At 33.9% G+C, this 25,592-nt stretch carries 22 protein-coding genes; 1 reads left to right on the top strand and 21 read right to left on the bottom strand.

Annotated features, from left to right (window positions below; genetic code table 11):
• Window positions 1-98: 98 nt before the first annotated feature.
• The 21 genes from RYM16_RS02260 to RYM16_RS02360 form a co-directional block, all read right to left on the bottom strand.
• On the bottom strand, window positions 99-509 hold the full coding sequence (locus tag RYM16_RS02260) for a hypothetical protein (protein WP_314982020.1): 411 nt from the start codon (window positions 507-509) through the stop codon (window positions 99-101).
• Window positions 510-732: 223 nt separating this feature from the next.
• Complete coding sequence (locus tag RYM16_RS02265; protein ID WP_314982022.1) at window positions 733-1,794, bottom strand: NAD-dependent epimerase/dehydratase family protein; 1,062 nt, start codon at window positions 1,792-1,794, stop codon at window positions 733-735.
• A gap of 5 nt (window positions 1,795-1,799) precedes the next feature.
• Entirely contained in the window at window positions 1,800-2,720 is a 921-nt protein-coding gene (locus RYM16_RS02270; protein WP_314982024.1) for an NAD-dependent epimerase/dehydratase family protein, read from the bottom strand.
• Window positions 2,721-2,722: 2 nt separating this feature from the next.
• A complete protein-coding gene (locus RYM16_RS02275) occupies window positions 2,723-4,243 on the bottom strand; it encodes a transporter (protein ID WP_314982026.1) in 1,521 nt (506 codons plus the stop codon).
• 9 nt (window positions 4,244-4,252) lie between these two features.
• Window positions 4,253-4,972: an IspD/TarI family cytidylyltransferase gene (locus tag RYM16_RS02280; RefSeq protein WP_314982028.1), complete on the bottom strand. Its 720-nt coding sequence runs from the start codon at window positions 4,970-4,972 to the stop codon at window positions 4,253-4,255.
• Window positions 4,973-4,988: 16 nt separating this feature from the next.
• The gene (locus tag RYM16_RS02285; protein ID WP_314982030.1) at window positions 4,989-5,783 is read right to left on the bottom strand and encodes a LicD family protein; all 795 of its coding nucleotides are present in this window, start codon (window positions 5,781-5,783) and stop codon (window positions 4,989-4,991) included.
• A gap of 12 nt (window positions 5,784-5,795) precedes the next feature.
• Window positions 5,796-6,797 (bottom strand): polysaccharide deacetylase family protein, encoded by a 1,002-nt coding sequence (locus RYM16_RS02290; RefSeq protein WP_314982032.1) that lies wholly within the window; start codon window positions 6,795-6,797, stop codon window positions 5,796-5,798.
• Window positions 6,794-7,885 carry a glycosyltransferase gene (locus RYM16_RS02295; RefSeq protein ID WP_314982033.1) on the bottom strand — a complete coding sequence of 364 codons (1,092 nt, stop codon included), beginning with the start codon at window positions 7,883-7,885 and terminating at the stop codon, window positions 6,794-6,796. Before RYM16_RS02295 ends, RYM16_RS02290 begins: the two co-directional genes overlap by 4 nt.
• 10 nt (window positions 7,886-7,895) lie before the next feature.
• Complete coding sequence (locus tag RYM16_RS02300; protein ID WP_314982034.1) at window positions 7,896-8,657, bottom strand: DUF4422 domain-containing protein; 762 nt, start codon at window positions 8,655-8,657, stop codon at window positions 7,896-7,898.
• On the bottom strand, window positions 8,647-10,257 hold the full coding sequence (locus RYM16_RS02305) for a hypothetical protein (RefSeq protein WP_314982035.1): 1,611 nt from the start codon (window positions 10,255-10,257) through the stop codon (window positions 8,647-8,649). Before RYM16_RS02305 ends, RYM16_RS02300 begins: the two co-directional genes overlap by 11 nt.
• A gap of 25 nt (window positions 10,258-10,282) precedes the next feature.
• Window positions 10,283-11,287 carry an acyltransferase gene (locus tag RYM16_RS02310; RefSeq protein WP_314982038.1) on the bottom strand — a complete coding sequence of 335 codons (1,005 nt, stop codon included), beginning with the start codon at window positions 11,285-11,287 and terminating at the stop codon, window positions 10,283-10,285.
• Between the two features lie 2 nt (window positions 11,288-11,289).
• Window positions 11,290-12,384, bottom strand: coding sequence for a UDP-galactopyranose mutase (gene glf, locus RYM16_RS02315; protein ID WP_314982040.1), 1,095 nt, complete (start codon window positions 12,382-12,384; stop codon window positions 11,290-11,292).
• On the bottom strand, window positions 12,384-13,820 hold the full coding sequence (gene wbaP / locus RYM16_RS02320) for an undecaprenyl-phosphate galactose phosphotransferase WbaP (RefSeq protein WP_314982042.1): 1,437 nt from the start codon (window positions 13,818-13,820) through the stop codon (window positions 12,384-12,386). Before wbaP ends, glf begins: the two co-directional genes overlap by 1 nt.
• A 260-nt stretch (window positions 13,821-14,080) precedes the next feature.
• A complete protein-coding gene (locus RYM16_RS02325; protein ID WP_314982044.1) occupies window positions 14,081-15,259 on the bottom strand; it encodes an O-antigen ligase family protein in 1,179 nt (392 codons plus the stop codon).
• 46 nt (window positions 15,260-15,305) lie between these two features.
• Complete coding sequence (locus RYM16_RS02330; RefSeq protein ID WP_314982046.1) at window positions 15,306-16,448, bottom strand: glycosyltransferase; 1,143 nt, start codon at window positions 16,446-16,448, stop codon at window positions 15,306-15,308.
• 9 nt (window positions 16,449-16,457) lie between these two features.
• Window positions 16,458-17,396: a DUF535 family protein gene (locus tag RYM16_RS02335; RefSeq protein WP_314982048.1), complete on the bottom strand. Its 939-nt coding sequence runs from the start codon at window positions 17,394-17,396 to the stop codon at window positions 16,458-16,460.
• Window positions 17,397-17,412: 16 nt separating this feature from the next.
• Complete coding sequence (locus RYM16_RS02340; RefSeq protein WP_278604905.1) at window positions 17,413-18,171, bottom strand: glycosyltransferase family 2 protein; 759 nt, start codon at window positions 18,169-18,171, stop codon at window positions 17,413-17,415.
• An 18-nt stretch (window positions 18,172-18,189) separates the two neighbouring features.
• Complete coding sequence (locus tag RYM16_RS02345; protein ID WP_314982051.1) at window positions 18,190-19,155, bottom strand: glycosyltransferase; 966 nt, start codon at window positions 19,153-19,155, stop codon at window positions 18,190-18,192.
• Window positions 19,156-19,256: 101 nt separating this feature from the next.
• On the bottom strand, window positions 19,257-21,269 hold the full coding sequence (locus RYM16_RS02350) for a sulfatase-like hydrolase/transferase (RefSeq protein ID WP_314982052.1): 2,013 nt from the start codon (window positions 21,267-21,269) through the stop codon (window positions 19,257-19,259).
• Window positions 21,270-21,470: 201 nt separating this feature from the next.
• Window positions 21,471-22,625: a transcriptional regulator gene (locus RYM16_RS02355; RefSeq protein ID WP_314982055.1), complete on the bottom strand. Its 1,155-nt coding sequence runs from the start codon at window positions 22,623-22,625 to the stop codon at window positions 21,471-21,473.
• Window positions 22,626-22,877: 252 nt separating this feature from the next.
• Window positions 22,878-23,477, bottom strand: a complete 600-nt coding sequence (locus tag RYM16_RS02360) for a class I SAM-dependent methyltransferase (RefSeq protein WP_314982057.1) — start codon at window positions 23,475-23,477, stop codon at window positions 22,878-22,880.
• 507 nt (window positions 23,478-23,984) lie between these two features.
• Between RYM16_RS02360 and RYM16_RS02365 the strand changes: the two genes are divergently transcribed.
• Window positions 23,985-25,340 (top strand): hemolysin family protein, encoded by a 1,356-nt coding sequence (locus tag RYM16_RS02365; RefSeq protein WP_314982059.1) that lies wholly within the window; start codon window positions 23,985-23,987, stop codon window positions 25,338-25,340.
• Window positions 25,341-25,592 lie beyond the last annotated feature (252 nt).

The raw sequence follows: 25,592 nt of genomic DNA on the forward strand, positions 1-25,592 counted from the left end.
CCTAAGGGTTTAGTATATACATCAAAAAAGGTACCAACAAACACGTTGATACCTTCTTTAGTCATTTCATGTATTATTTTGTGGCTAAAAAAATTCTCTTAATATACTAATTCACCTTTAAACACACGATACTCATCTTCAATTTTAGTTAAATCCTTCACAAATAGTTTAGAAGTTTGATTATCTAACTTCATTACCAATGTATTTCCAATAGATTTGGCTTTATATATCACTTCACCAAGGAAATTGACAATTCTAAAGAATACCTCTTGAGGTGTCAAATCCATATCTGTTACGACTGAATCATCTTCTGTTAAACGAACACTGTAAGAAGTTGTTAAATCTTCATGTAATGTAAATCGTAAGATAACAGAACTAGATTTTACATCATAATCTATACTATAGTTTTTTAAGCAACCATGCACTACCTTAGATTCACTACTCGTATTATTTAAAATTTCAATTTCTATTGGTCTATTTTTATCTACTGATAATACATATTTTGTCATTATTAATGCCCTATCATACTATATAATAAAACAATAAATTTTATCTCTAATAAAAACAACTAAATTATCATGAATCAAAATAATTCATGATAATTTCATTTCTTTTATAATTATATAGACCCTTTAGAAAAAAGCAATAAACTAAACAATAAATAAGTAATAAATAAAATGAAAAATATAAAATAGCTATATGTAAAATAAAAAACATTCCACAAATATAACTCTATACCTTACTATTCTCATATCTTATATAGTCAATTAAGTTTCTATATCCTGTTTTCATATTAACTTTAGGAGTCCATCCTAAAGATTTTATCTTTTTATTGTTCAAAAAAAATTTTACATCATGTGCATATCCATATCCATATTGATTGGCATTATCTGGTATATCAAATACCACGCCTATTTTACCCCCAGCGACTTCTTTTGCTACTAAATTTGCAATATCTTTAATACTTCTTGTTTCATTACTATTACATATATTGTATGCTTCTCCACATTCTCCCTTAAACAGTAATAGTACCAAGGCGGAAAGTACATCAGTTATATAACAAAAGTTTGATACAGATTGTCCTGCGGTATGTAAAGTAATATTTTCATTGTGCATAACACTTTTAGCAAACTGCATAGATACACGATTATCTAAAAGTGAAAGACCTGGACCAAAACATTGTGCAACACGAGCAATACAAACGGGTACATTATATTCATGAAAATACGCACTACAATAACATTCGCAAATGCGTTTACCTTCAGAATACGAACTTCTAACATCTAAATGATCAATATAACCTAAATCATCTTCAGTCATATTCTGATAATCTACTTGCTGAATGCCATATTGCTCCATAGAAGATAAATATACAATTTTTTTAACTTTATTCTTTGTTGCATATTGCAAGACATCTAATGTTGTACTGATACTACCATTTAATGTTTCAACTGGTTGTGTAATAAAAAACTTAGATGTAGTAGGTGCTGCTGTATGAAATATATAATCAACAGAATCATTACATGCAACAAGACCATTAGTAATATAGACTAACTGTTCTGAATTCTTAAGGTTAGAGAACAAAGCCTCTGCCTTTTCTATGTCTCTCACGGAACAAATAATATTGATATCTGTTCCATATTTCATATTACTAACTAAAAACAATCGGGTGAGCATAGATCCTATGAATCCGGTTGCCCCCGTTATCAAAATAGTTTTCTCTGAAAGTTTAGATAGAAAAATATGAATATCTTTAGCAGTGCGTTCCAATTCATAAGATAAAACATCATTCATAAATATTAGCCCTCTACCATTTTAAAATACTCATATGTTTTCATTAACCCATCGTGTAAATTATATTTTACTGTAAATAAAAGCTCTTTTTCTGATTTATCAGTTCCCAAAACAGAATCTCTAATATCGCCTAATCTAGGCTTATCATAAACTACCTCTATATCTTTACCGCTAATATTTCTAAACTCATCAACTAACAAATTTACGGAGCTTGCAATACCAGTACTTACATTATAAATACCTGTAACCTGGTGTTGCATACCTAAAATGTTCGCTTCAACTACATCATCCACATATATAAAATCCCTTGTTTGTTTTCCATCACCATAAATAATAATAGGAGAATCTTGTACAATCGCTTTTGCAAAAATACTAATAACCCCTCCCTCTCCACCATTACCTTGTCGCGGACCAAACACATTCGAATAACGATAACATATATATGGTAATCCAAAAGATTCATGATAAATACGAAGATAATGTTCTGTAGTTAACTTTGTTAATCCATAAAATGACGATGGATTTCCAATCATTTCCTCATTTAATGGTAATGTATCTAAATTACCATAAACTGCTGCAGAAGATGGCATCAAAAACTTTTTAACCTCTAATTTTACTGCTGCATTAAGTAAATTAATTAATCCCATCAAATTAATATCACAATCTAACATTGGATTACTCATAGATGTAGAAACTTCAGTTTGTGCAGCCTCATGAAATATATATTCTGGACGAAACTCTTCTAATACAGAATACAACTTTGGGTCTCTAATATCCAATTCTACAAATTGTGCTTTCGAATGAACAAATTCTTTATTTCCTGTATATAAATTATCAATAACCTGGACAGTATGCCCATCATGAATTAAACGATCAACTAAATGAGAACCAATAAATCCAGCACCACCAGTTACAGTTATTCTCATTATTATCCCCTTCTTATAAACCTACTTTTAATTAAATCAATATAAAATTTAAATTCTTTACTTCTAATAAACAATAACCCCCATGTCATTATTATAAAAACACTATTACATATAACCCCTAGTAATAGTCCAAACCAACTACTATCTATAGCAACAAACTGTGATAACAATTTACTAAAATAAACCAATATAACAGTGACTAGAGTGTAGCGAAAATAAAGTTTAAAATAACTAACCAAAGACCAACGTAATCCGTATTTAAATAAAACATATGGTTCAACTATAAAAGGCATACAAATCGTACTAATAAACATAGCCAATAAAACGCCCCAAACATCAAAATATTGAACCAAAATAATGGAAGACACTAAATTTATTAAGGCCTCTATTAAGGACATATATCGATTTTGCCAAAAAAGCCCCATAGCATCTTTAAATACTAAGACGCCTTTACGCATAAACATTAGATAGAAGTTGATAACCATCCAAAGCACTATACTTTCATCAAAACGATAGCTATTTCCTAGCCAGATGGTAATAAACGGATTTAATAAAAGGTACAAATTACTACAGATAAAACAAGCCAAATAGGCTGTCATAAATTCTAATCTCTTGAAAATAACTAATTTATGAGCATCATCATGAGACTCATTCAAATTTCCTACAGATGCCTTTAGTGCATTAAATACTTGATCAGACAACTTATCGATACCATTAATAATCAAATAATAATTCGTATATAACGCAACAGCACTTAAACCTACAAATTTTGATAAAATAATATTTGATGTTCCAAAAACAGTAACACCACCAATTTTATGAAGTATTAAAGCCTTTATATTTCTAATAATACTTTGGTATATATCTTTATTTAAAGGCTGAATGTTCTTTTCATTTAAGAACGAATATAAGTGATCGGCTTTTCTAGCTATTAAAAAATTCTCAGAAAAAGTCATACATATACGTAGAATAATATATACCCAAAAACTATGAGTTAAAATGACTAAGGCAATTTGGAATAAACTTCCTATCAGTTGAGTAATCCCTCTGTAATAGTTAGCTATATATTGTTTTTGGTCAGCTATAAGCAAGCATTTTTTATAAGAGTAAAAATAACTAATACCCGTATCAACAACAAAAAGTAAAAAGAAAATATTTAAATATGCAATATTAGGAGGTACCTTTATAAGATGTTGAACAAAGGGCGATATACATAATCCTAAGAATAGAATAAGTGTACCAATATAAATATATGCTTTTTTAAATATTCTCATGATTGATTTTGCTGTTTCTAAATCATGATTAGCTAAAGGAGCATATAAACTAAATATAATAGCTGGACCAATGCCCAATTCAGTCAGAGATAATACAGTCAAAATATTATCAAATAAACCATTTAAGCCTAAATATTCAATAGATAAATAATATAGTAATACAAAACGGATAATGAACTGTAAGACCATATTAAATCCATATACAATTAACGTGGAATTTATATTCTTAATTGCACTAACTGTCCGCATAATATCAGCCTATAATCCCATAATATTGAGGCTATTTTTTACTTCTAAATAAGCCTTAAATGTATAAAAATCAATAGGTGTTGTAATCTTAATATTCTCAGCTGGTCCTATTACTGTAAACAGTTCAGTCCCATAAAACTGCATCATAGATGCCGAATCTATGAACTCCAAGTTTTCAGATCTTGCTTTTTCATGTGCCTTATAAATATCTTTTAAATAGAAACATTGTGGAGCTTTAGCAAGTAAACATTCATCTCGAGAAAGTATTTTCCCTACATGAGAAAGCTCATTATCTTTTAAAACAATAGTTTCTATAGCTTGTGAAACAGTAATGGCGTTGCCATATGTTTTTGTGGACGATATACACGTATTAATTAGCTCATCAGAAATAATAGGTCTAACTCCATCATGTAGTAAAACTATACTATCTTGATCATATAGTCTTGAAGACTCTTGAATTCCAAGATAAATTGACTCTTGCCCTGTTTTTCCACCTGGAATAATCGACTTTACTTTATCCAAACTATACTTTTGTACTAATTTACTAACCTCTCTAATAATAGACTCTAATACTACCAAAACAATTCCATCAATATTATCATTATTTTGAAAGTGTTCCAGCGTATACACTAATATTGGTTTCCCATTAACTTCTAGCAATTGTTTCGGTGTGCCAGTTGAACTCATGCGTTGTCCAGTTCCTCCAGCAAAAATAATACCTATATTCATGCTATACCCCTATACATTAAATCTCATATGCTCTAATACTTGATATTTTACGTTTACCTTCTGGCGGTATTTCCATATAGTTACGACCATATAAATTACTTAAATATGTATCGTAACATGAAAAAACCTCTAATTTTAAATCTCTAAATTCTATAGGGACACGTTTTTCAAAAGCATCCTTTACCATACATTCAGCTTCACCATAAACGCCCCCAGTAATAGCGCCTACATAATCAGAAGTATTATAATCATACTGTTTTGCTAATTGATCTAATTTATGAGCCCAATATTTATATCCCACACATTTAGCAAAAATAATTAATATAGACTTGATAAATGCTCTACTAAATGATTTACCATGACCTAATTTAGCATCGCATAATTCGAGCATTTTACTATAAATTTTACGTTTCTTATAGATACTAACAACTTCATTTTTATCATTTGGTAATCCATCAACAGGCATAATATCCATAAATAAAAACTGATTAGCATTACTGTACTCATCTTCAATCTTGATATCAAGCTTTTCTAATCGCGCAAAAGGATATTTTGAGTTATTACGCTCAATAGATCTAAGCAGGTAATTGCTATGAAAAACCTTTGGAAATATAGTAATTAATTTTTCATAATCTGATCGACTTAAACAAATGTCTATATCATCATCCCAAGGAATAAAACCTTTATGCCTAATGGCCCCCAATAATGATCCTCCTGATAGCGAATATTTAATATCATTCTCTTTACAAAAGGAATCAAACTCTTTAAGCATTATATATAAATGATCTTGAATTTCAGATATAGTCAACATTATAAAAATCCCCTAATTTTCAAACCATACTAGCTTCATTTGTCGTATAAATTCATCTTCTGACCAATCTTCAATGCCGAATCTAGGTATAGAAAATGGATTAGTATTAGAATGAAGCTGTGCTCTTTTAGTACTAACTGAATATGTGAATCCTAGATCTTGAACAATTTGTTCTGTCACTTGATCAAAACTTTCTTTATGACCAAAAGGATACGCAAAAATATCTATATCCGTATGTAATAAGTTCTCTAAAAAAAGCTTAGAAGATTGTATTTCATGTATTTGTTCTTCTCTACTAATTTGTTTCAACGCTGGATGATGAATAGTATGCGCTCCTAATGTGATTAACTGACTTTGATATAACTCTATTAACTCCGATGAAGTTATAGTCCTATTATTAGGATTAACCTTCAATCCATAAGACTCATACCATCTGTCTAACATCATATCTCTTTCATTAGGATGTAGAGAAAAAAGCATATGATGTAATGTATAAAAACTATGTAATCGCTTTTTATCATCAGATACATCAAATATATGTCTTTGATTTAAAATATCTAACTCAATTGATTCTCGTAGATTTTTATTTTCGAATAAGACAGTTTCTAATCGATCCCACCAAAACTCTTTACCCGTATCTACACCGCCAGATGTTATAAAAATCGTCGCTGGGACTTGATACTTTTTTAAAATTGGAAAGGCATATTTGTAATTATCATAATATCCATCATCAAAGGTAATAATAACAGATGGTTCCTTTATATCATTGCGTTTTAAATCATTAAAAGTTATTACATTGTAGTGATTTTTTAAGATTCGAATATGTCTTTCAAAATTATCAGGAGTTACATTAATATTAAATAAATCACGATTCAAATGATTAACTCTATGATAAAGTAAAACAACTACTGGCTTATCAAAAATATTATGGATTAAATTGATTGGAGCCAACCTTTTTCTATAGATAGATCGAATCCATGGTAGATTCTCTTTTATATAACCTTTAAAACTCATTGTTTTCCCTTGTATATATTTTCAATCTTCTTTATAGCAACACTAGAATCATAACCTAGCTCTTTAATTCTAGATCTATAATCAATATATTTATTCTTACCAAATTTAGATATAATCTCATAAGCCCATGGTTTAGGATTATCAATTGGTAGAGTCCTACATAAATCAGTTAACACAACCTCTTGTGTAATCGTATCAGATACTAATATTGGTATACCTAATGCTTGAGACTCAATAGCAATTAGAGGTAGCCCTTCAAATAAAGAAGGTAATATCATAATATCTATAGCTTGCATAATATCCACAGTATTATTTACATACCCCATAAAAATAACCTTGTCAGATATAGCTGCTGATTTTACAAGACTATCAATCTTATGACGTTCTACACCATCCCCCAAGAGAAATAAATAACTATTAGGATTTTGTTTTAATACCTCTTTAAATATATCGATAATAAAAGGATGATTTTTAACAGGCGTAAAACGACCAATATGTCCTACTACCAATGCATCCTTAGGAATGTTGAATTTTTGTCTAACCTCCAACCCTAGATTTATATTTCTATCATATAAATCTAAATCAATCGCATTATGTAATAAATAATATGAATCACTATCTATACACTTTTTAGGAAACATCCATTCTGAGGCCTTAGTAGAGCAACCTATATAATTATCAACCAAATAAGGTAATAAAAATCTTCCAACCTTATGTAACCCTGTCTTTAGAAAGCGTACAATTTTTCGATTATCATCTATACTAGAGCTATGCGCATGTAAAATAATAGTTTTAAATCCAGCTAATTTAGCAATCAAAATAGGAATAATATTGACATAAGATTGATGAAAATGAATGATATTTTTTTCTTCAGAAAGCAGACACTTCATTTTTTTATAAAAATGAATAATATGATATGGTCTACTAACCGTCTCTACATTATAATTTACATCAAAATTTTGAGGATCATCATAACTCAGTAATGTTAATTCAAATTCTTTTTTATCAATCATTCTATATAATTGAAGAACATAAGATGTTAAACCTCCCATATCTTTATCTATAGGAAGTTCTATTACCTTTATCATAGTCAGTATATTATCTCCCAAATAATTTACGTTTTAAAAATAATCCACCTTTTTTAATCCAATTTTGAGGTTCCATGAAAGATACATTTTGTTCTTTATAATTAATATTATTAGCTTCAATCCATACATCAAGCAAGATTTCGCTAACAAAGCCATAGATACGTGCTTCATATGTATCATAATCAGAAATATCAACACGTTTTTCGATTTCTTCTAAGATGGAAAACATCCATTCACAGTATTGATCAAATAAATCTCTACGCATAACGAACATGTTGAACATATGAGCCCAGGTGCGATTGCATACCTTTGTGAAAGCAGCGCTATATTCGGGATATTTTTCAGCGATGATTTGCTCTGCCGCATCTAGTCCTGAGCTATGGTGGGCATTATTATAGTGAGAACGATTGGACTCAATATAATATTTACGCTTATCTGCTACTACTACAGGATATTGTGAAAGCAGTTTCTCCCATTCTGCGCCCGTTAAAATTTGATTCTTTTTGTCCTCCACAGAGCGTACCTCTTTACGTGTAAAGTAACGTCTGTAATGAACGAGACCAATATAATCCGCATCAAGATTTTTCCACGCCCAATAGAGGCCCGTCAATTCACAGTAATTTGCATTCTTTGAAGATATATTATCTCCTGTATGATCCCCTGTATAACCAATATCAGCCTTACCGTCTCGTCCTACATGAATCGGCATATAAACAGAATCTTCAGGCATCCAATATTGTTTATGTGTTGCTACTAAAATCTTAATATTCACTAATTTCATCCACCTTATTACGATATGAATTTCTCGTATATACTAATGCATAACCAAACCCTAATAATATCCAAAAATAATACAGTTCATTTAAAGTCGTTCCTATCCCTGTCAACAAAGACTCTATATAAGCAATTGTAAAAAATATAATCCATATATCTTTTGGATTTTTAAATACATAAATAAGCAATCTAACTAATAAGAATACAATAGGTCCCATAAACAATACAAAACTTATGATCCCTGTTTCCGATAAACGAGAGGTATATTCTCCTAACATGGGAATAGAAATATTAATAAGGCCCTTATTTTTAATATTTTCAATCCACATTTTTACTTCCGTACCATTTAATATATCTTCATCTAAATGATTCAAAACATATGGGGTACGTAACCCTTGCCCAATTCCTAATAACGAATTTTCTTTAAATATATTCAAATCAGCCTTCATAACACCATATCTTTGGTTATTACTACGACCACCTTTTTTAGATAAAGACGTAATATTATTTTCTCCATAAGATGTGATTTCATTTGCAACCTGCTGAGTTGAAATATTTTTATTTGTTGTACTAGTTGTACTTTTAGTAGAAGCATCTTGTACATAAAGAACATTAGATGTATATACTATATTTCCTACAAAAGCTAAAAGACCTATTAAAGTTACAAGAACTGTATGTATTATAAATTTTTTGTTTCTAAATTGAATACAAAGCGCAAATACAAGCAATATGTGATCTATGATAAAAAAAACAGTTGCAGTTCTACTATTAGCTAATAAGGTAATCATCTCTAAAAGCAATAGAATAATGAAAGATAATCCTACCAACTTTTTATTCTTAGATGTAAAAATAATACTCCATATAAAAGGAATTGTGATAACTGCATAAATCCCCAAAAAGGATGGTTCGGGAAATAGAGACCTAAATTGTAATTCTGGCCAAAATAATGGTGGCCACCATGTATTATTAATCTCAATAGCATGAACAATAGGTCTTATGTATGTTAATAATGAAAGTGCCCATTGCTGTTTATCAAAATAAAATAGTTCAACAACACCAAAAACAACAACTAAAGTAGCAGAAATTAATGAACCCTTACTTACTATTTTAAAAATTGTTTCCGAGCGATTTTTATACCAATAGAAAATCAAATAAGAAAATCCAAATGTAAAAATAAGTTGAGTCAAAGAGTTCTTTAAAACTCTAAAGCAAAAATGAATGACCGATAATGTATATTCACTCACAGTTTCATTAAATATGAATTGAATTATGACTTCCAATTTATGATTCATATAATTAGTGCCAGGAACTAAATAATAGTAAGGGAAATTAATCAAACCATGAACTAAAGATACAGCAATACTGAACCCTAAAAGAGCTATATATAATAATTCTTTCCAATATAAATGATATTGACGTATACTATGTCTTTTTAGCCATACACTATATACTAAACAAATAAATAGTGTATAAAATGATGCTTTTGCTGAAAACTCACCACCTAAAAAACCTATTCGTAAAGACATGGGTATTACAGGAAATATTACAAATATAAAACTTAATCCTATTAAACTATCAATATATTTATTACTAGACATATACTTTCATCCTACTACTCTCATCTTATGATTTCAATTTGATTAACTTGGAATTACCAAAAACCCAAGAGGTTATTTTATATTTATCAAAAAACTTAACAATAAATATAGGCACTATTGTACTAATCATACAAGATAAAATTAAACACACCATAATATTATCAATAGACAGGTGCTTAAATATGGTTCTCAATGGTCCAGAAAAATATAAATGTAAAATATAGATTCCCAAAGAGTAACGACCACAAATATTCCAAATAGTAACCCACTTTATATTCTTAAACTTAAAAAATAGAATAGATAAAAAAACAGAACCTGATATAGCACATATAAACTTTAAAATATTATGCACTTCTATATAAGGAAATGTAATGACTGCCAGAACAATACTAATAAAACCAATACCATTCAACTTATTACAAATAATTGTCCTGAGTTGATCCTGATACATACATAATACTGATCCTAATGTAAAATACACGCCTCCATAAACAATTAGATTAATAATCTTCAATAATCCATGAACGGGTGGCATAAAAAAATACAAACATAGAAATATAATAAAGACTATTGTAGGCTTTATTATAAATTCAAATATAGGAATAGCTACAAAAAGCCAAATCAGTACATACAAAAACCATAAATAAGAAAGAGGGGCTATATAAATGTGCATTAAATCAACTAGATTAAAATGATCACTCATTTGGATATTCCCATACAATGTTGCATAATATTTAGATAACCAAAATACAACCGAGAATAATAAATACATAGGTACCATATTCAAAACTTTATTAGAAATATTTTTTAGCAGACCTGAATTTTTTCGTGCCCATGTAAGCTTATATAAAAAACCACTAATCAAAAAAAACAACGGCATATGGAAGCTATAAATAACATCATATACAAACTGTAAGCTCCATTGATATTCTGTAAAAGTTTCTGCACGAATATAGCCAAGAATAACATGACCAACAACAACTAAAAATATAGCAAACCCCTTTAGCGAATCTAGCCACTCAATTCTCATTCCTAAAACTCCTTATTACATAATGCTAAAGCACTAGCAATGACCTTATCCATATCGTAATATTTGTATTCCCCTAAACGACCACCAAAGATAACATTGGAAATCGTTTCAGCCTTTTTAACATATTTTGCGTAAAGGTCTAAATTCTTTACATCGTTCACTGGATAATACGCTTCTTCACCGATTTTCCAATCTTTTGGATATTCTTTAGTTACATACGTAACAGGTTGTGTACCAAATTCAAAGTGTTTATGCTCGATGATACGAGTATAAGGAATTTCTCCTTCTGTATAATTCACAACGGCAATACCTTGATGATTTTCCTCTTCAAGACGTTCTGTTTCAAAGTGAAGACCACGATATTCTAAAACCCCTTCAGAATAACCAAAGTATTCATCAATAGGCCCTGTATAGATGATCTTATCTGCCAAGGCTTCGTATTCATCACGATGTTTAAGGAAGTCTACACCTAAACGAACTTCGATGCCCTCTAACATACGTTCAATCATCTTCGTATAACCACCCATAGGAATGCCTTGGAAACGGTCATTAAAGTAATTGTTATCGTATGTATAACGAACTGGTAAACGTTTAATGATGAAAGCTGGCAATTCTGTACATTTACGGCCCCATTGTTTCTCCGTATACCCTTTGATGAGCTTTTCGTAAATATCTGTACCTACAAGGCTAATAGCTTGCTCTTCTAAGTTCTTTGGTTCACTTGTAATAGCAGCCCGTTGTTTAGTAATGATGTCCTGTGCTTCTTTTGGAGTTCGAATATTCCACATTTTAGAGAATGTATTCATATTAAACGGTAAATTGTACATTTCACCTTTATAGTTGGCCACAGGGCTGTTTACATAGTGATTGAACTCAGCAAATTGATTAACATAGTCCCACACATGCTTCAAGGATGTATGGAAAATATGAGCACCATACACGTGAATGTTGATATCGTCCTTGCTTTCACAGTACATATTACCGGCAATATGATTGCGACGATCAATAACAAGTACAGATTTACCACGCTTGTGCGCTTCATGGGCAAATACAGCACCAAATGGGCCTGCCCCAACTACTAGATAATCGTATTTCATTAATAGGCCCCTTTCGATTTAACGACAGCCAACACAGTTTTTAATAGATATACAATATCAATCCACACGGACCAGTTATGAACATACCAAGAGTCCATTAATACGCGTTCTTCATAGGTAGTATCGCTACGACCGCTTACTTGCCATACACCAGTAATCCCTGGTGGTACAAGGTAAAAGTCATTAATATAGTCGCCGTATTTCACGATTTCATCGCGAACGATAGGACGAGGACCTACGAGGCTCATATCACCAACGAGAACATTCCACAATTGTGGCAATTCATCAAGGCTCGTTTTACGAAGGAATTTACCAATTTTTGTAACGCGAGGATCGTCTTTCAATTTGAAATCTCGTTCCCATTCTTCACGAGCTTCAGGATTTTCTTTCAAATATACCTCCAATGCCTCTTGTGCATTAGGCACCATGGATCGGAATTTATAGCATGGGAACTCTTTACCACCTTGGCCAACGCGCTTATGACCAAACACGATAGGACCTGGAGAATCTAAATAAATCAGTATAGCTACGATGGCAAAGATTGGCAATATCAAAATGCCACCACATACAGTAGCTACAATATCAAAGATACGCTTCATAATGCGGTTAGACTTGCGAGCTAAGTTATTTTGCACCCGCAATACAACAGCTTGTTCTTCCATCATGCCACGAGCAGATATATTACTTGTTGGCAAACCAAATAACTCAGGTACAAAGGATACTCGTTTTACTAATAACTGCAATTGATTGATTAAAGATACCAACTTTTTAGGTTCTAACCCTGGTGCACATATAAGAACTGTTTGTACACCGGTATCTTTAATAACTCTTTCTACATCAGAAAAAGCACCAAGACATGCATATTCTTTAGCAATGGTAGAGGATTTTGGCTTATCATCTACATAACCAATAATCTTGTAAGTAGCAATAGGCATGCGATCTAACGATTTCTTTACGAGCTCTGCTGTTTTACCTGCACCAACTAAGAGGACTGGTATTGTTAAGTATCCTACCTTAGAAAGAATCTTGCCTACAATAAAACGACCGCTAAAGATAAAGAGTAGCATAAATATATAAGCAAAGGCTACAAATAGACGGGATACATCATTAATTACATGTCCTGTGTACATGAGCACAATAGATACAACTACACCAATAGTAATACTACGGAATAAATTTTTCATTGTATCCCAATATGGTGCTACGATTGAATAAGCATTATTAAGTAACAATATAGATAAAAAAACAATGGGTACAATACCATATACGTAAATTTCATCGACTTTGAAGTGTTCACTTACTGGTAAGATTTGTAAATTTACTCGCAGATAATAAGCTGCTAATGTCCCCAAAACAATAGCCACATAATCTGCTATAAGAACTATAATTTTGCTAATAAGTAGCTTATTGTTATTATTACATTCAGAACAGTTCATACTAATACCCCAATTTTTAAAAAAGAGGTTGTTTTCTCAATTAATTTTAAAGAAAACAACCTCTCTTGCATACGAATACAATGTACCAATAATTACTTATATTGTATCATATTCAAATGTTTAAAACTATGAAAAACATAGATTTCAACTACTTTTATTTAGTTTTATATTTTTACCTAATTTAGTTAAACGAGGAATAAATTTCTCATAAAAACTAATTAAATGAATCCTTAAATACAAATTTAATGTTCATCTATTTCTCAATTATCCCTCAATTGAAGCATCGTGGCTAACATAAAGTACATAATACGCATACCAGAGGAATTATCCAATGTATATTCAACCTGTCCAAAGACAAATACATAGGAAACTACAGCAATCATAGAACAAAGACTATAGGGATCTCGCTTTTTAAACCATGTCACAAAATTATCTATAATAATCGTGCTATAAAAAATAAGAACACCAAGTAAACCTAGTATACCTACCTCACTTAAAAGCTGAATAAAGTTATTATGTGCATGATATAGATGTTGATTTTCCGATGGTAAACGATAAGATTCTTCATATTTAGTACGCCATTGACCTATACCTACACCTGTCAAAGGATGATCATTGAACATATTGATAGACGATGTCCATACTTCAAAGCGTCCTAAATTAGAACCATCAGTAGTCGTGTTTGTAATAGATTCAAATCTAGCTACATATTGTGGTTGTGTACTGAATCCCCAAATAACACCACCTAATGCAGCAAGAACTGCCACTACATAGACAAAGCGTTTGATTAAATACGGTAATGATACGATAGGTATTAAGATCATATTAAATAGCCATGATCCACGACTTTGATTACCATACATACCAAATCCGACGCAGCCTAAAGCCCATAAAGCCGCAGCTTTCACATAGTTTGGAAATTCTTTATCTAATAAAATAACACAGAATATAGGCACTAACATAACCATAATACCTGCAATGGTTAATACACTACTGCCAAAACCCCAACCACGCACAGCCATACCGGAATAATATTGATAAAAGGCTACTAAATTATCGATACCAAAATCTACAAAAAATACAGCAAGCATGGTAAATAGTGTTTTTTTATCTCGTATACAAAGGGCAATAATAAAAAACACAGGTATACGCCAAAGCCATACATTAATAAACTCTGGTAATCCTACAGCAATATTATTCGTCAAAATTGCTGATGGTAATAACAATAACAGCATCGCAACTAATGATTTACTATATTTTTTGACATAAGACGGAACATATAGCTCACGCCTATGTTTCCAAATATAGATAATACTTAATAGAATTGCAATGCCATAAAAAATCTGCCCTGCAGCCATAGATAACCTAGTAAAGCAGACCATTAAGGTAACCATAATAGCTATCCATGATTCTAATCGTAACTTTGATAAAATCCCCAAGAAAATCCCCCTCAATAAGTAAGTCATAATGCTTACCTAACAATTCTTATACATTTATAATGGATTGAATCAATGCACGATGACTATAATCCTCATTAGCATTCATTAATCCTTGATTATATTGTTCCTTGTTATGTTGTAAATTCTCTACGAACGTTTGAATCCCCTGCCCGATGGAATTTACACTGTCTAAATTTAATACTTCTCCAATGGAGTATTGTTCTAATACCTCAGGATTAATTTCTGGAGATATGAGAACAGGCTTGTTAAAGCCTATAGCCGTAAATAGCATAGCTGCCCAATGATAGCGATATCGTTCAGCACCATAAGGCAATAATAAAGCATCTACACTCAATAATGCTTTATCCCAGTCTTTCCCAATCAAACTGGCATGAATGAACTGAATATTACTATATTGGCTATATTTCTTAATTATAGACTCAAATAAAGCTCCATCTTCAGGCTTTACAGTGGCCCCTTGAACGACGAGCTGCACTGAATTATCATAATTCAAAGATACAAAGGCATCGATGAAGCGCTCAATATTTTTCTCTTTTCTAAACTGACCAAAGAAACCAAGTTTAATCGTATTATCTACGGATCTATTGGAGTTTCCTTGTTCTGCCCTAAGTTCAGTAGATGGTAAAAACACAGGTGGCAAGATTTTGCGAACTCTCGGTAAATCAGAGCGTAACATATCATCACGCAAAGAGATGACATCGAGATACAAGTTTTTATAAGCATTAGCTCGATGGGCTTGTTTAATAAAGCGATCCATTTCTCCCTTGCCGATACCATGGAAAATAACGTGCACTGAAGCCTCGCTGTCCTTTAATGGCGTATCTAATAATGCTTTTATATAACGATACGTTCCTGTAGGAATGATTAACGCATCTATCTTATGTTCTTTAATCTTCTGTGCTGCTGATGTGAACCAACTACGGCGTCGGCGTTCGCGCAAAATAGATAAAAATGGCTTTTTCCATTTAGACGCTCCCGCATAGGTCACTACTTCTCCCCCTTCAAGGTACACTATATCTACTCCATAGTCTACTTTGAAAGGAAAGTTCTCCGGCACGAATAGTACAGGTTCATGACCTTGTTGTTTCAGTTCATTGATGAGGATACGATCAAACTCTACCTCATGCCCAGCAGGCATGACAATACTTTCTAAAATTGCTACACGCATAGCACACCTCTAGGCCTTTACGTACGGTTTTATATTTTCTTGAATCATAGCTGCGTATTCATCTAATAGTGCATAGCGATTACGATATTGGCTACGTTTTTGAGACTTAATTTCCTCGATTGGCTTTCGCTCTTCTTCAAGAGGAATCACATAGTAATTTGAATCGTTTTTCAATACAGTACCGCCAATATCCTCCCACAAGGTATCTAAGATGGCTACCTTTGCTTTATTGCCGCGCACCATATGAGAATTTGCATAGAAACCTTCATCAGGAACAGCAAGAATAGATTCTACTTGTGCTGCACGACCAATTTCACGAATCAAGAAGGTAATGAAATTCTTCGGACGGTAACCATACATTTTCTTTGTAATCTTCTTTGCTCGCTCAAGGCCATCTTTATAACCTTGAATAGTGCCAATAACAAGGGTACGCTCCCCATTAGAACCCATTGCAAAACGAATATTAGCATGATATACACCTTTATCCTCTAGCAAGAGCATAACTGTCAAGAACCCTTCCTTGCGTTGACCTGGCTCGTAATATAAATGAGCACTCATATCGAGCTCATCAGAGCTCCAAAGGGTAATACCTCGTTTTTTATCAAAATAATCAAACTTCGCTTCATCTACATACATGAGCTGAATCGCTTCATCCGTAAACACCTCTTGTAAGATGGTAAAATGCTGACGAAGTGCCTCTAAACGCCATTGTGGTGTAGAGTTTTTAATCAAAAACATACGGCTCATCAATTCATAGAGACTTGGATGTTTTTCCAACATCTTTGGATCTGCCGTATAAGACTTAAAGAAGTTTTCAAATTCAGTAACTGTTGAGTCATAACGACAAGAGCGCATGGTATGTAAAAAGGTACGTCTTGTTTCACGCCATGTGCGCTTACCATATATAGTACGGCCTATATGCCAATGCTTTCCAAAATTTCCTAACATAATGCTCCCCCAGCTATTACAATTTCCCCTTGGATTTTAGTAAATAGTAAAACTTCACGTATTTAGTCATCGTGTAAAAGTAGTGATTTACAGATAAAATAAAGCCCATCTTTCCATCGAGAATACCGCCTTGTAAGAAGTACACCTTGATGAACGCCCAAGTAGGACGGAAGATAATATCTTTAATGAAAGAACAGCTTTTACCATTATCGCGATATTTTTCAGCAGATAATGTGGTATAGTTGTTAAATTTATTGAAATATTGATGCCAATTATCGTATGTGTAATGATACATCGGATGTTGTAATTTTTCTGTTGGATACGGCGTAATTATGGCAGGATGCACGTAGCCTTCTACATAACTGCCCTCTTTTGGCATGAGACGAAGTACATAATCTGGGCGCAAAACACCGTGAGTAGCCTTATTATGATGGAATTTATTACGACGTTGAATCCAGTACGCTTTATTAGGTTCATTAACTACAATACTTTGAATTTCTTTCGCTAAAGGATCGGATATGCGTTCATCCGCATCAAGAAATAAAATCCAGTCAGACTTTGCTTGTTCAATGCCAAAGGTTTGTTGGGCACCCCAATCACCATTCATGGCGTGTTGTACAACACGAGCACCCATTTCTTCAGAAATTTTTACAGTGTCATCCGTACTGAAATCATCGATGACTAAAACTTCATCGGCAAACTGCACAGACTCAATGCAGTCATGAATATTATGTTCTTCATTTCTCGCTAAGATTATTACAGATACAGTTGCCATAGTTTTACCTTTCACTAACTAACGTGCTTGTTTAGCAAAATACGATAAACGAGCCCCTATTTTATGGATAAAATCTGCGCGACCGAAAGACCATAAAAAGAGCTTATATTTAGAATTTAATTGTTTGTAAGATGCGTCATTACGATAGGTTCCAATCATTTTTTTACAATTATCGTAATACACTTGATTGCCCACAGGCTTTGCATAATAGGCTGTTAAGCAGGATAATACAGCTTTCATCAATAAACTATTACAATCATCCACATACGGTAATTGGTGATCTATAGCGTATTGTAAGCGTTCCTCGTAACCCAATACAAAATCCCATCGTGATTTAGCATCAAATGATGTTTGTGTTATAGAATTTGGATTCAATCGATAGTAATAATAACATCGGTTGATATGACCTACTCGATTCGAATTTGCCACGTATAAATAAGATGTTGCGGTGTCCTCAAATTTACGACCTATAGGAAAACGCACATCACCAATAGCACTGCGTTTATATAATTTGCTCCAAGCAGCTACAAAACAATCATGCATCGCTAGTTGCAACGCATCATCCTTATCAAAGATTTCTAATTGACCATCATTACATCCTTCAATAATAGTACCACCTTTATCTCTGAAAGCAGTAAATTCGATGATATCTAAATTATGATCTTTCATGAGTTTCAGCATATCTTCGTATACTGTAATCCCAATGTAATCATCGGAGTCTACAAAGGCAATATAATCACCCGTAGAAACCTCTATTCCTGCATTACGAGCTGCACTAAGTCCTGCATTTTCCTGATGTATGACCTTGATTCGATTATCATAAGCAGCATATTGATCACAAATATCACCACTATCATCGGTTGAACCATCATTTACCAAAATAATTTCCAAATGTTGATAGCTTTGATTTTGAATGGACTCTATGCATTCTGCAATATAAGGTTCTACATTATATACCGGTACAATGACCGAAATTAACTCCATTCTATACTCCTCTTAAACATGCACTAGCAATACTAGTTTTTATATACTTTAAGATAAGGTACCTATTAAATTACAATATGCACCTTATATCCTAATTTCCCTTACTTAATCTTATCCCCGTGTTTAATACGCCACGCCGCTAGTTCGCGCATGTTTTTAATCATATCCCCATAGGATTGAGGCATACTCGCACTTTGTTCTAATACTTTGCCATTTTTATCTAGATATAATCTATGGTTAAAGACAAATTCCTCTTGTGTAAATAGGCTTGGTACCATGGCTTCATAAGTTTGACCAGGGCGGCCAGCTAGTTCTGCCAAGGTTGGAATGATTTGAATGCTCATGCCAAATGCGTTTGGAGCGAGCCAGTCTTTTTGAATACCGCGACCGTAGAAGATAATAGGAATTGTAGACGCCACATTAGGCCCTACTTCACGAGCAAAGTTAAATCGTTCACTATGGTCACCAGTAATGACAAAGAGTGCAGAAGGATCTGCTTTTTCTTCATTTGCAATAAACTCGCCCATCACGTGGTCTGCATACCAAAGATGGCCCATTTCGTTCAATTGCTTTTCGTTTTCTTCGATAGTATCTGGCAAATGACCTTTAACCTTATTCACATCGTAGCCTTCCTTAGCTACATTGATGCTATACGGCGGATGGTTAGAGGTAGTCATAATCACATTGAGAATTTTTTCCCCTCTATGTTGATCCATATACGCAGAAATAGCTTTAAACAAGTCTTTATCGCCTACACCCCAAGCGTTGCCATCTTCACTTGGCATTTCAGATGCATCGTGGAATTCATCGAAACCTTGAGATAAAGCAAAATTCTTAACATTTTGCCATGTGCTAAAGCCACCGTACCAGAATACAGTTTTATAGCCTAGCTTTTTCATAACAGGACCAATGCCTAAACCATACGGTTGTTTGAAGCTTTCACCTTCATAGTTAGGATATAGACCTGTGTCAGGCATACCAGTGAGTAAACCATTAATAGCAGGCATCGTGCCCGTTCCTTGAGCAAGGGCTAGCTGCGTGCTCATCGCTTGAGGACTGCTAGCGTATTTACGACCTTGTTCAACAAGGTACGCACCAGGTTCGTTATACTCGGTGAGGAATGGCCATAAACCATAGGATTCACCGAGAACGATATTAATAGACTGCGGTTGCTCCTCTAGTCGCTGTGTCGTAATAGTTCTTGTGAAAGAACCATCAAAATTAGTGCCATTAAACTTACCGCCAACAGCAGTGATTTTTTCGTTTAACTCTTGCGGCGTTAAGTTAATAACCTCTAGCTCAGCTGTCCGTTTCGCAATGCTTTTAACACGATAAAGAGCCTGCACATCATCAAGGATATTTTCATTCAACAAATTAGAGCTTAGGCGCGCCGCACTTTCCCAGTTAATAGAATTCGTATAGCTGAAAGCCCCGCCAAATCTAAAGAATAGACCGAGTACTGCAATACAAACCGTGAGTCCAATACCCGTCATCCACTCCGTTTTCTTCGTCTTAGGATACCAAGTAGGACAGCTAACTTGTTCACTAGCACTCAGTTGATCACTACCACTAAGGTCATTACCAATATAGTCACTATATTTCTTCGTGCCCCATCCTAAGAAGCGAACGAGGAACCAGCAAAGAGCTGCGCTCAATACTACGGCCCCAACGATGTACATGAGGGCGTTATATTCGTTGATTGCCGTATTTACAATGGCGCTAATATCATCGTTTTTACCATTGATGAGCATCGCATTATAAGAGGAGTTAAATATTTTGTAGAACGGAATGCGACCTAAGAATAGGAAGGTCAACAGTACAGTCGTTATGGAATAGAGAACTTGTTTAATGCGTAAGGACGGCCATTTAGGTACAAAGGTATACACCAACGTACCTCCTAAAAAGCCTAGTAAACACAAAGAACCGACGGTCTTGAGACTCAATCTAAAGCCTAGCCACAAGGACGTGAGGATATTCTCCATCGTCACAGAAGCTAGTTGTGATTGAAATACTGCAAGAAACACGATTCTAAATGCAGTCAACAAAGCAGAGAAAAAGATAAACACCTTAATCTCTGTTCGTATGCCTTCAAATAATCGCTGCCATCGGTTCATCGTTAACCCCTAACTGTTTATTCATATAACGTAACTACTCTATACTACCTAACTATAATTATCTTGGATATTTCTTACATTTAGGTCCCTTACATCGTTTGCATTTACCGCATCCACGGTCGATAGTCCCAGCACCTGCTGATTTCTTAACACTAGCACTCTCCATAGCCCAATTATCGGCCTTACTATCCCATACGGAAACTATCGTTTCTGCTTTTTTCCGGATTCATCCTTTTTGGATTTTTTATCCTTTTTCTTGTCTTTCTTATCTTTTTTACTGAAAGTATCAGCTAAGAAGACTGTTTTCAACTTATCGTTTAAGAGTTTAAGCTTCTTTTCAGCCTTATCTTTCTTTTTCTTTAACTTTTCTTCGTCCTTAGCCTGTTTTTCTTCCTTGGACTTTTTGTGTTTTTTCTCTTTTTTATCTTCCTTAGACTTTTTATCCTCTTTAGATTTCTTATCTTCTTTAGATTTTTTTTCGTCCTTGGATTTTTTTACGTCAGAGCCGTTGATCCGCGCCCATTCATCATCAACACGTTTCAATTGCTTTTTAAGAATCTTTTCAAGCTTCTTATTTGCTTTATCGGACTCCAAGCCTGCTTTACCAAATAACAATGCATTTACCGCAGTATATGGATCAATAGAGGACATTTCCTCATCATCCAATACATCTTCTTCCTCTAATTTTTTATCTTTTTTAGATTTTTTATCTTTGTTCTTAGATGATAAAATTGCTTCTAAATCATCATTATCAAAAGGATTTTCCTCATCTAAATGATGTACTTCTAAACTTTCAACGCCATCTAGTGGATTTACATCAAGGTGTTCTACTGTAGCATCATCAAAATCTACGGTTTCTTTAATGGAGCTTTCACCAGAACCTGTAAAAAGTCCGCCCATAGAGTTTAATTCGTTCAATTTAATGTGGTTCATGCCCACCGTAGAATCGTGCTGCACCGGCACATCAGACAATTGCACCTGTTCCATAGCGTACATTTCGTTGTTATGACTAGCGCCCTTGCCAAGATACGATGTATCGGACAGAATGATGTCTTCCTTATCGTCGCCTAGCACATCGCCAAACAAATCTTGCTCAAGAGATTCGTAGGTATGCAACAAGGACATCCTGTTTTGAACCTCTTCAATTTGATTCCACAAATCAACGAGGGTAGATATATAGTATACGCGTTCCTTTACCTCTAAATAGGCTTGGTAAACGATAGCCAGTTCAGACTCATTAAGCCCCTCTTCGGCGCCGATTTCTTCAATCATTTGTTGAATTTGTTGATCTCGGTCGTAACGTTTCATCAAGGCCTTGCGAATGCGTTCAATCAATACTGTATCGATGAGTTCCACGGGTACCTCCTGTATTCAATACACTCATCCCTACCCGCTAATATAGCGCATACGAATCAATGTATAGAACCGTAAAAAATGAATTGATTTTATAATCTCTAATATATTATTATATCAGAATTTATCTGCTTTTTCCTTAATAATCTAGGTGAAAGTTCCTAAAAAACGGAATAAAACCTCAATTTGAATATTACCTTAGTCCTATAAATTTAGAACTGCTAACACAACCATTCAAAATGAGGTTTCTTAATCCTAAAATAGATTTACTGAATATACTAATATTCGTTCCTTTGCATCCCTTTCTTCAAAGAGATCACTGCAATCAATGGATTCTTCTTGTTCCAAGCGCACATGGTTATTTAAGAAGTTTTCTACCTCTTCGTTGACGTAGTAGAAAAAGAGCTTAATCTCACGAGGATGATGGTATAAGGAATCAAAGATATTTCCTAATACACGCTTAATCGTATGAAGAGCAAAGGGATTAAAGAAAAAGCATCGATCTGCTTGATCTGGCAATTCATAAAGCGCCGCATCACCATGCACAAAGCTTACACGATTGCGAGCTGATGGGCTTTCACCATTAATAAGAGCCCTTTCATAGAGGCGTTCATCGTATTCGATGCCGATGGAGTGACAACCCGTTTGGTACGCCATAAAAATGCTGACACGGCCCTTGCCACTGCCATAATCGATGAGGGTGTTTTTCTTGCGAATATGACCGCTATTTGCCAAGCGCTCAAGGACGCAATAATCCGTCGGCTCATAAGGATGATGCTCCGTATCAGACCGACTAGCATCACGACCAGCTGTCTTTATTTGTAAAACCTGTTCCCATTCCTGTTCACTTGTCATATATCATTCCTACTATGCTTATTTTCTACCTTATATCAATCGTAATATATTAAGTAATATCTAGTTATATCAACTATTGTATATGCATATAATATTATTTACAAATAATACTAAATTGTGTAATATAATTATAGATAAAGGAAATAAATATTTTGCTAGCATTTTAATGCATGCAAAACAAAAGAGGAGGGTGGCAGCCCTCCTCTTTTTGTGCTAGTTACCGGCCTAATATCTATCTAGCCACTTGCAAATATAATATCCAATTATACTTGCTACGATAGATACTGTGAAGGAAATAAATATTTCGAGCATTTTAATACACCCCCTTCCTGTTACCAGTTTGGGGCGGTAACACCTATAGTATATATCAAAAGTACCCTTATGATATATAGGATACTTTTATTGTGTACAAACATTTATTGATTCTAATATGGTATACTAAAGAATAATATTTCTATTATTCTCATGTGCAGAATTATATGTCATTAAAAAGGAGTGTCTACTTACATGGACAGTGATCTGACCTTAGATTTTATAATTATCGTCGTATTAATCATCGCTAACGGCTTGTTCTCCATGACGGAACTCGCCATCGTCAATACTAAAAAACGTAAGCTCGAAGAGTTGGCCGAAGCAGGCAATGAGCGTGCTAAAAAAGCCTTTGAATTAGCAGAAAATCCAAACGAGATGTTCTCTACTATTCAAATTGGTATTACCCTCGTCGGCGTTTTAACTGGTTTATATTCTGGTGCGACCTTCTCTGGTCCTCTAGAGGAAGTATTAGTTGCTAATATTCCAAGTATTGAGCCCTATGCAGCATCTATTAGTTCCTTCCTCATCGTTGCAGTTATCACCTATTTATCCCTCGTTATCGGAGAGCTCGTGCCGAAACGTTTAGCCTTAAATAGTCCTGAAAGCATTGCCGTAGTCGTAGCAAAACCGATTTATTGGTTGTCTGTAACCTTAAAGCCAATCGTTAGCTTTCTCGGCGTTTCCACAGAGTTCCTCTTAAAATTACTAGGCGTGACTGTGAAAGAAGAGGCTCCTGTTACAGAGTCTGAAATCAACAAAATGCTCACCGAAGGCGTTGCTATGGGTGCTTACGAAGAAGAGGAACCAATTCTCGTAGAAAATATCTTCCATCTTGCAGATATGAACGCTGGCGACGTGATGACGCCGCGTACACAGCTCAAATGGATCGACCTTAACGGCACTGAGGACGAAATCATGGATGTCCTCAAAAATGCCAACCATTATCGCATTCCTGTTGGCACCGATTCCTTGGACGAACTAAATGGTCTCGTTACCGTATCTGACGTATTAGTTCAAATTATGCAACGTCCTAGTGAAAGTTCCATTCAAGATATCATCAAGTCTTGTCTCAAGGAACCTGTCCTCGTTCCAGAATCCATTCCGCTCATGAAGTTATTGAACGTCCTTCGTACTGAAGGCGTTCACGAGTCCATTATCCTCGATGAGTACGGCGGTTTCACAGGTCTCGTAACCTTGCATGACATCATGGAAGAAATCGTAGGCCTTATGCCTTCTGGCGAAGACGAAATCAAAGAAGAAGAAAATAAAATCATCGAACGCGATGGTGCATGGCTCGTAGACGGCCTACTCGACGTAGATGAATTTAAAGAATTCTTCCACATCGATGAAGAATTACCAGGCGAAGAAGATGACTTGTACAAAACTATGGGTGGTCTTTTGAATCTGCTCTTCGGTCGCATTCCAAAAGAACTAGACAAGGCAAAATGGAATGGCTATACCTTTGAAGTCATCGACATGGATAATACCCGTATCGACAAAATCCTTGTTACCTATGAAGAACCTATTGTAGAACAAGAAGAAGAAAAATAATAACATCTACTAGCTTACTATTATTAACGATTAAGCCTTAATAATTAAGGGTATTTAAAGATAATTAAGCCTTAATAATTCAGGGTAATAAGATAACAAACAGTATATAAAAGCTTATAAACATGTATAAAAGAGTGAGTTCTCTAAGGAGGGCTCACTTTTTTATTCCTAACAACCTAACAACCTAACAACCTAACAACCTATGATTTTAAAATAAAAAGGCATATGTTCAAAATATACTAATAAATATGT

Origin of the sequence: uncultured Veillonella sp., from assembly GCF_963524655.1 — a bacterium.
Taxonomy (GTDB): Bacteria; Bacillota; Negativicutes; order Veillonellales; family Veillonellaceae; genus Veillonella.

Excerpts from the sequence above, each read along its gene's own strand:
- RYM16_RS02365 (WP_314982059.1), top strand. The coding sequence starts at position 23,985 with ATGGACAGTGATCTGACCTTAGATTTTATAATTATCGTCGTATTAATC.
- RYM16_RS02290 (WP_314982032.1), bottom strand. The coding sequence starts at position 6,797 with ATGAGTTTTAAAGGTTATATAAAAGAGAATCTACCATGGATTCGATCT.
- glf (WP_314982040.1), bottom strand. The coding sequence starts at position 12,384 with ATGAAATACGATTATCTAGTAGTTGGGGCAGGCCCATTTGGTGCTGTA.
- RYM16_RS02305 (WP_314982035.1), bottom strand. The coding sequence starts at position 10,257 with ATGTCTAGTAATAAATATATTGATAGTTTAATAGGATTAAGTTTTATA.
- RYM16_RS02280 (WP_314982028.1), bottom strand. The coding sequence starts at position 4,972 with ATGAATATAGGTATTATTTTTGCTGGAGGAACTGGACAACGCATGAGT.
- wbaP (WP_314982042.1), bottom strand. The coding sequence starts at position 13,820 with ATGAACTGTTCTGAATGTAATAATAACAATAAGCTACTTATTAGCAAA.
- RYM16_RS02330 (WP_314982046.1), bottom strand. The coding sequence starts at position 16,448 with ATGCGTGTAGCAATTTTAGAAAGTATTGTCATGCCTGCTGGGCATGAG.
- RYM16_RS02345 (WP_314982051.1), bottom strand. The coding sequence starts at position 19,155 with ATGGAGTTAATTTCGGTCATTGTACCGGTATATAATGTAGAACCTTAT.
- RYM16_RS02265 (WP_314982022.1), bottom strand. The coding sequence starts at position 1,794 with ATGAATGATGTTTTATCTTATGAATTGGAACGCACTGCTAAAGATATT.
- RYM16_RS02335 (WP_314982048.1), bottom strand. The coding sequence starts at position 17,396 with ATGTTAGGAAATTTTGGAAAGCATTGGCATATAGGCCGTACTATATAT.
- RYM16_RS02310 (WP_314982038.1), bottom strand. The coding sequence starts at position 11,287 with ATGAGAATTGAGTGGCTAGATTCGCTAAAGGGGTTTGCTATATTTTTA.
- RYM16_RS02350 (WP_314982052.1), bottom strand. The coding sequence starts at position 21,269 with ATGAACCGATGGCAGCGATTATTTGAAGGCATACGAACAGAGATTAAG.
- RYM16_RS02270 (WP_314982024.1), bottom strand. The coding sequence starts at position 2,720 with ATGAGAATAACTGTAACTGGTGGTGCTGGATTTATTGGTTCTCATTTA.
- RYM16_RS02275 (WP_314982026.1), bottom strand. The coding sequence starts at position 4,243 with ATGCGGACAGTTAGTGCAATTAAGAATATAAATTCCACGTTAATTGTA.
- RYM16_RS02285 (WP_314982030.1), bottom strand. The coding sequence starts at position 5,783 with ATGTTGACTATATCTGAAATTCAAGATCATTTATATATAATGCTTAAA.
- RYM16_RS02360 (WP_314982057.1), bottom strand. The coding sequence starts at position 23,477 with ATGACAAGTGAACAGGAATGGGAACAGGTTTTACAAATAAAGACAGCT.
- RYM16_RS02260 (WP_314982020.1), bottom strand. The coding sequence starts at position 509 with ATGACAAAATATGTATTATCAGTAGATAAAAATAGACCAATAGAAATT.
- RYM16_RS02340 (WP_278604905.1), bottom strand. The coding sequence starts at position 18,171 with ATGGCAACTGTATCTGTAATAATCTTAGCGAGAAATGAAGAACATAAT.
- RYM16_RS02295 (WP_314982033.1), bottom strand. The coding sequence starts at position 7,885 with ATGATAAAGGTAATAGAACTTCCTATAGATAAAGATATGGGAGGTTTA.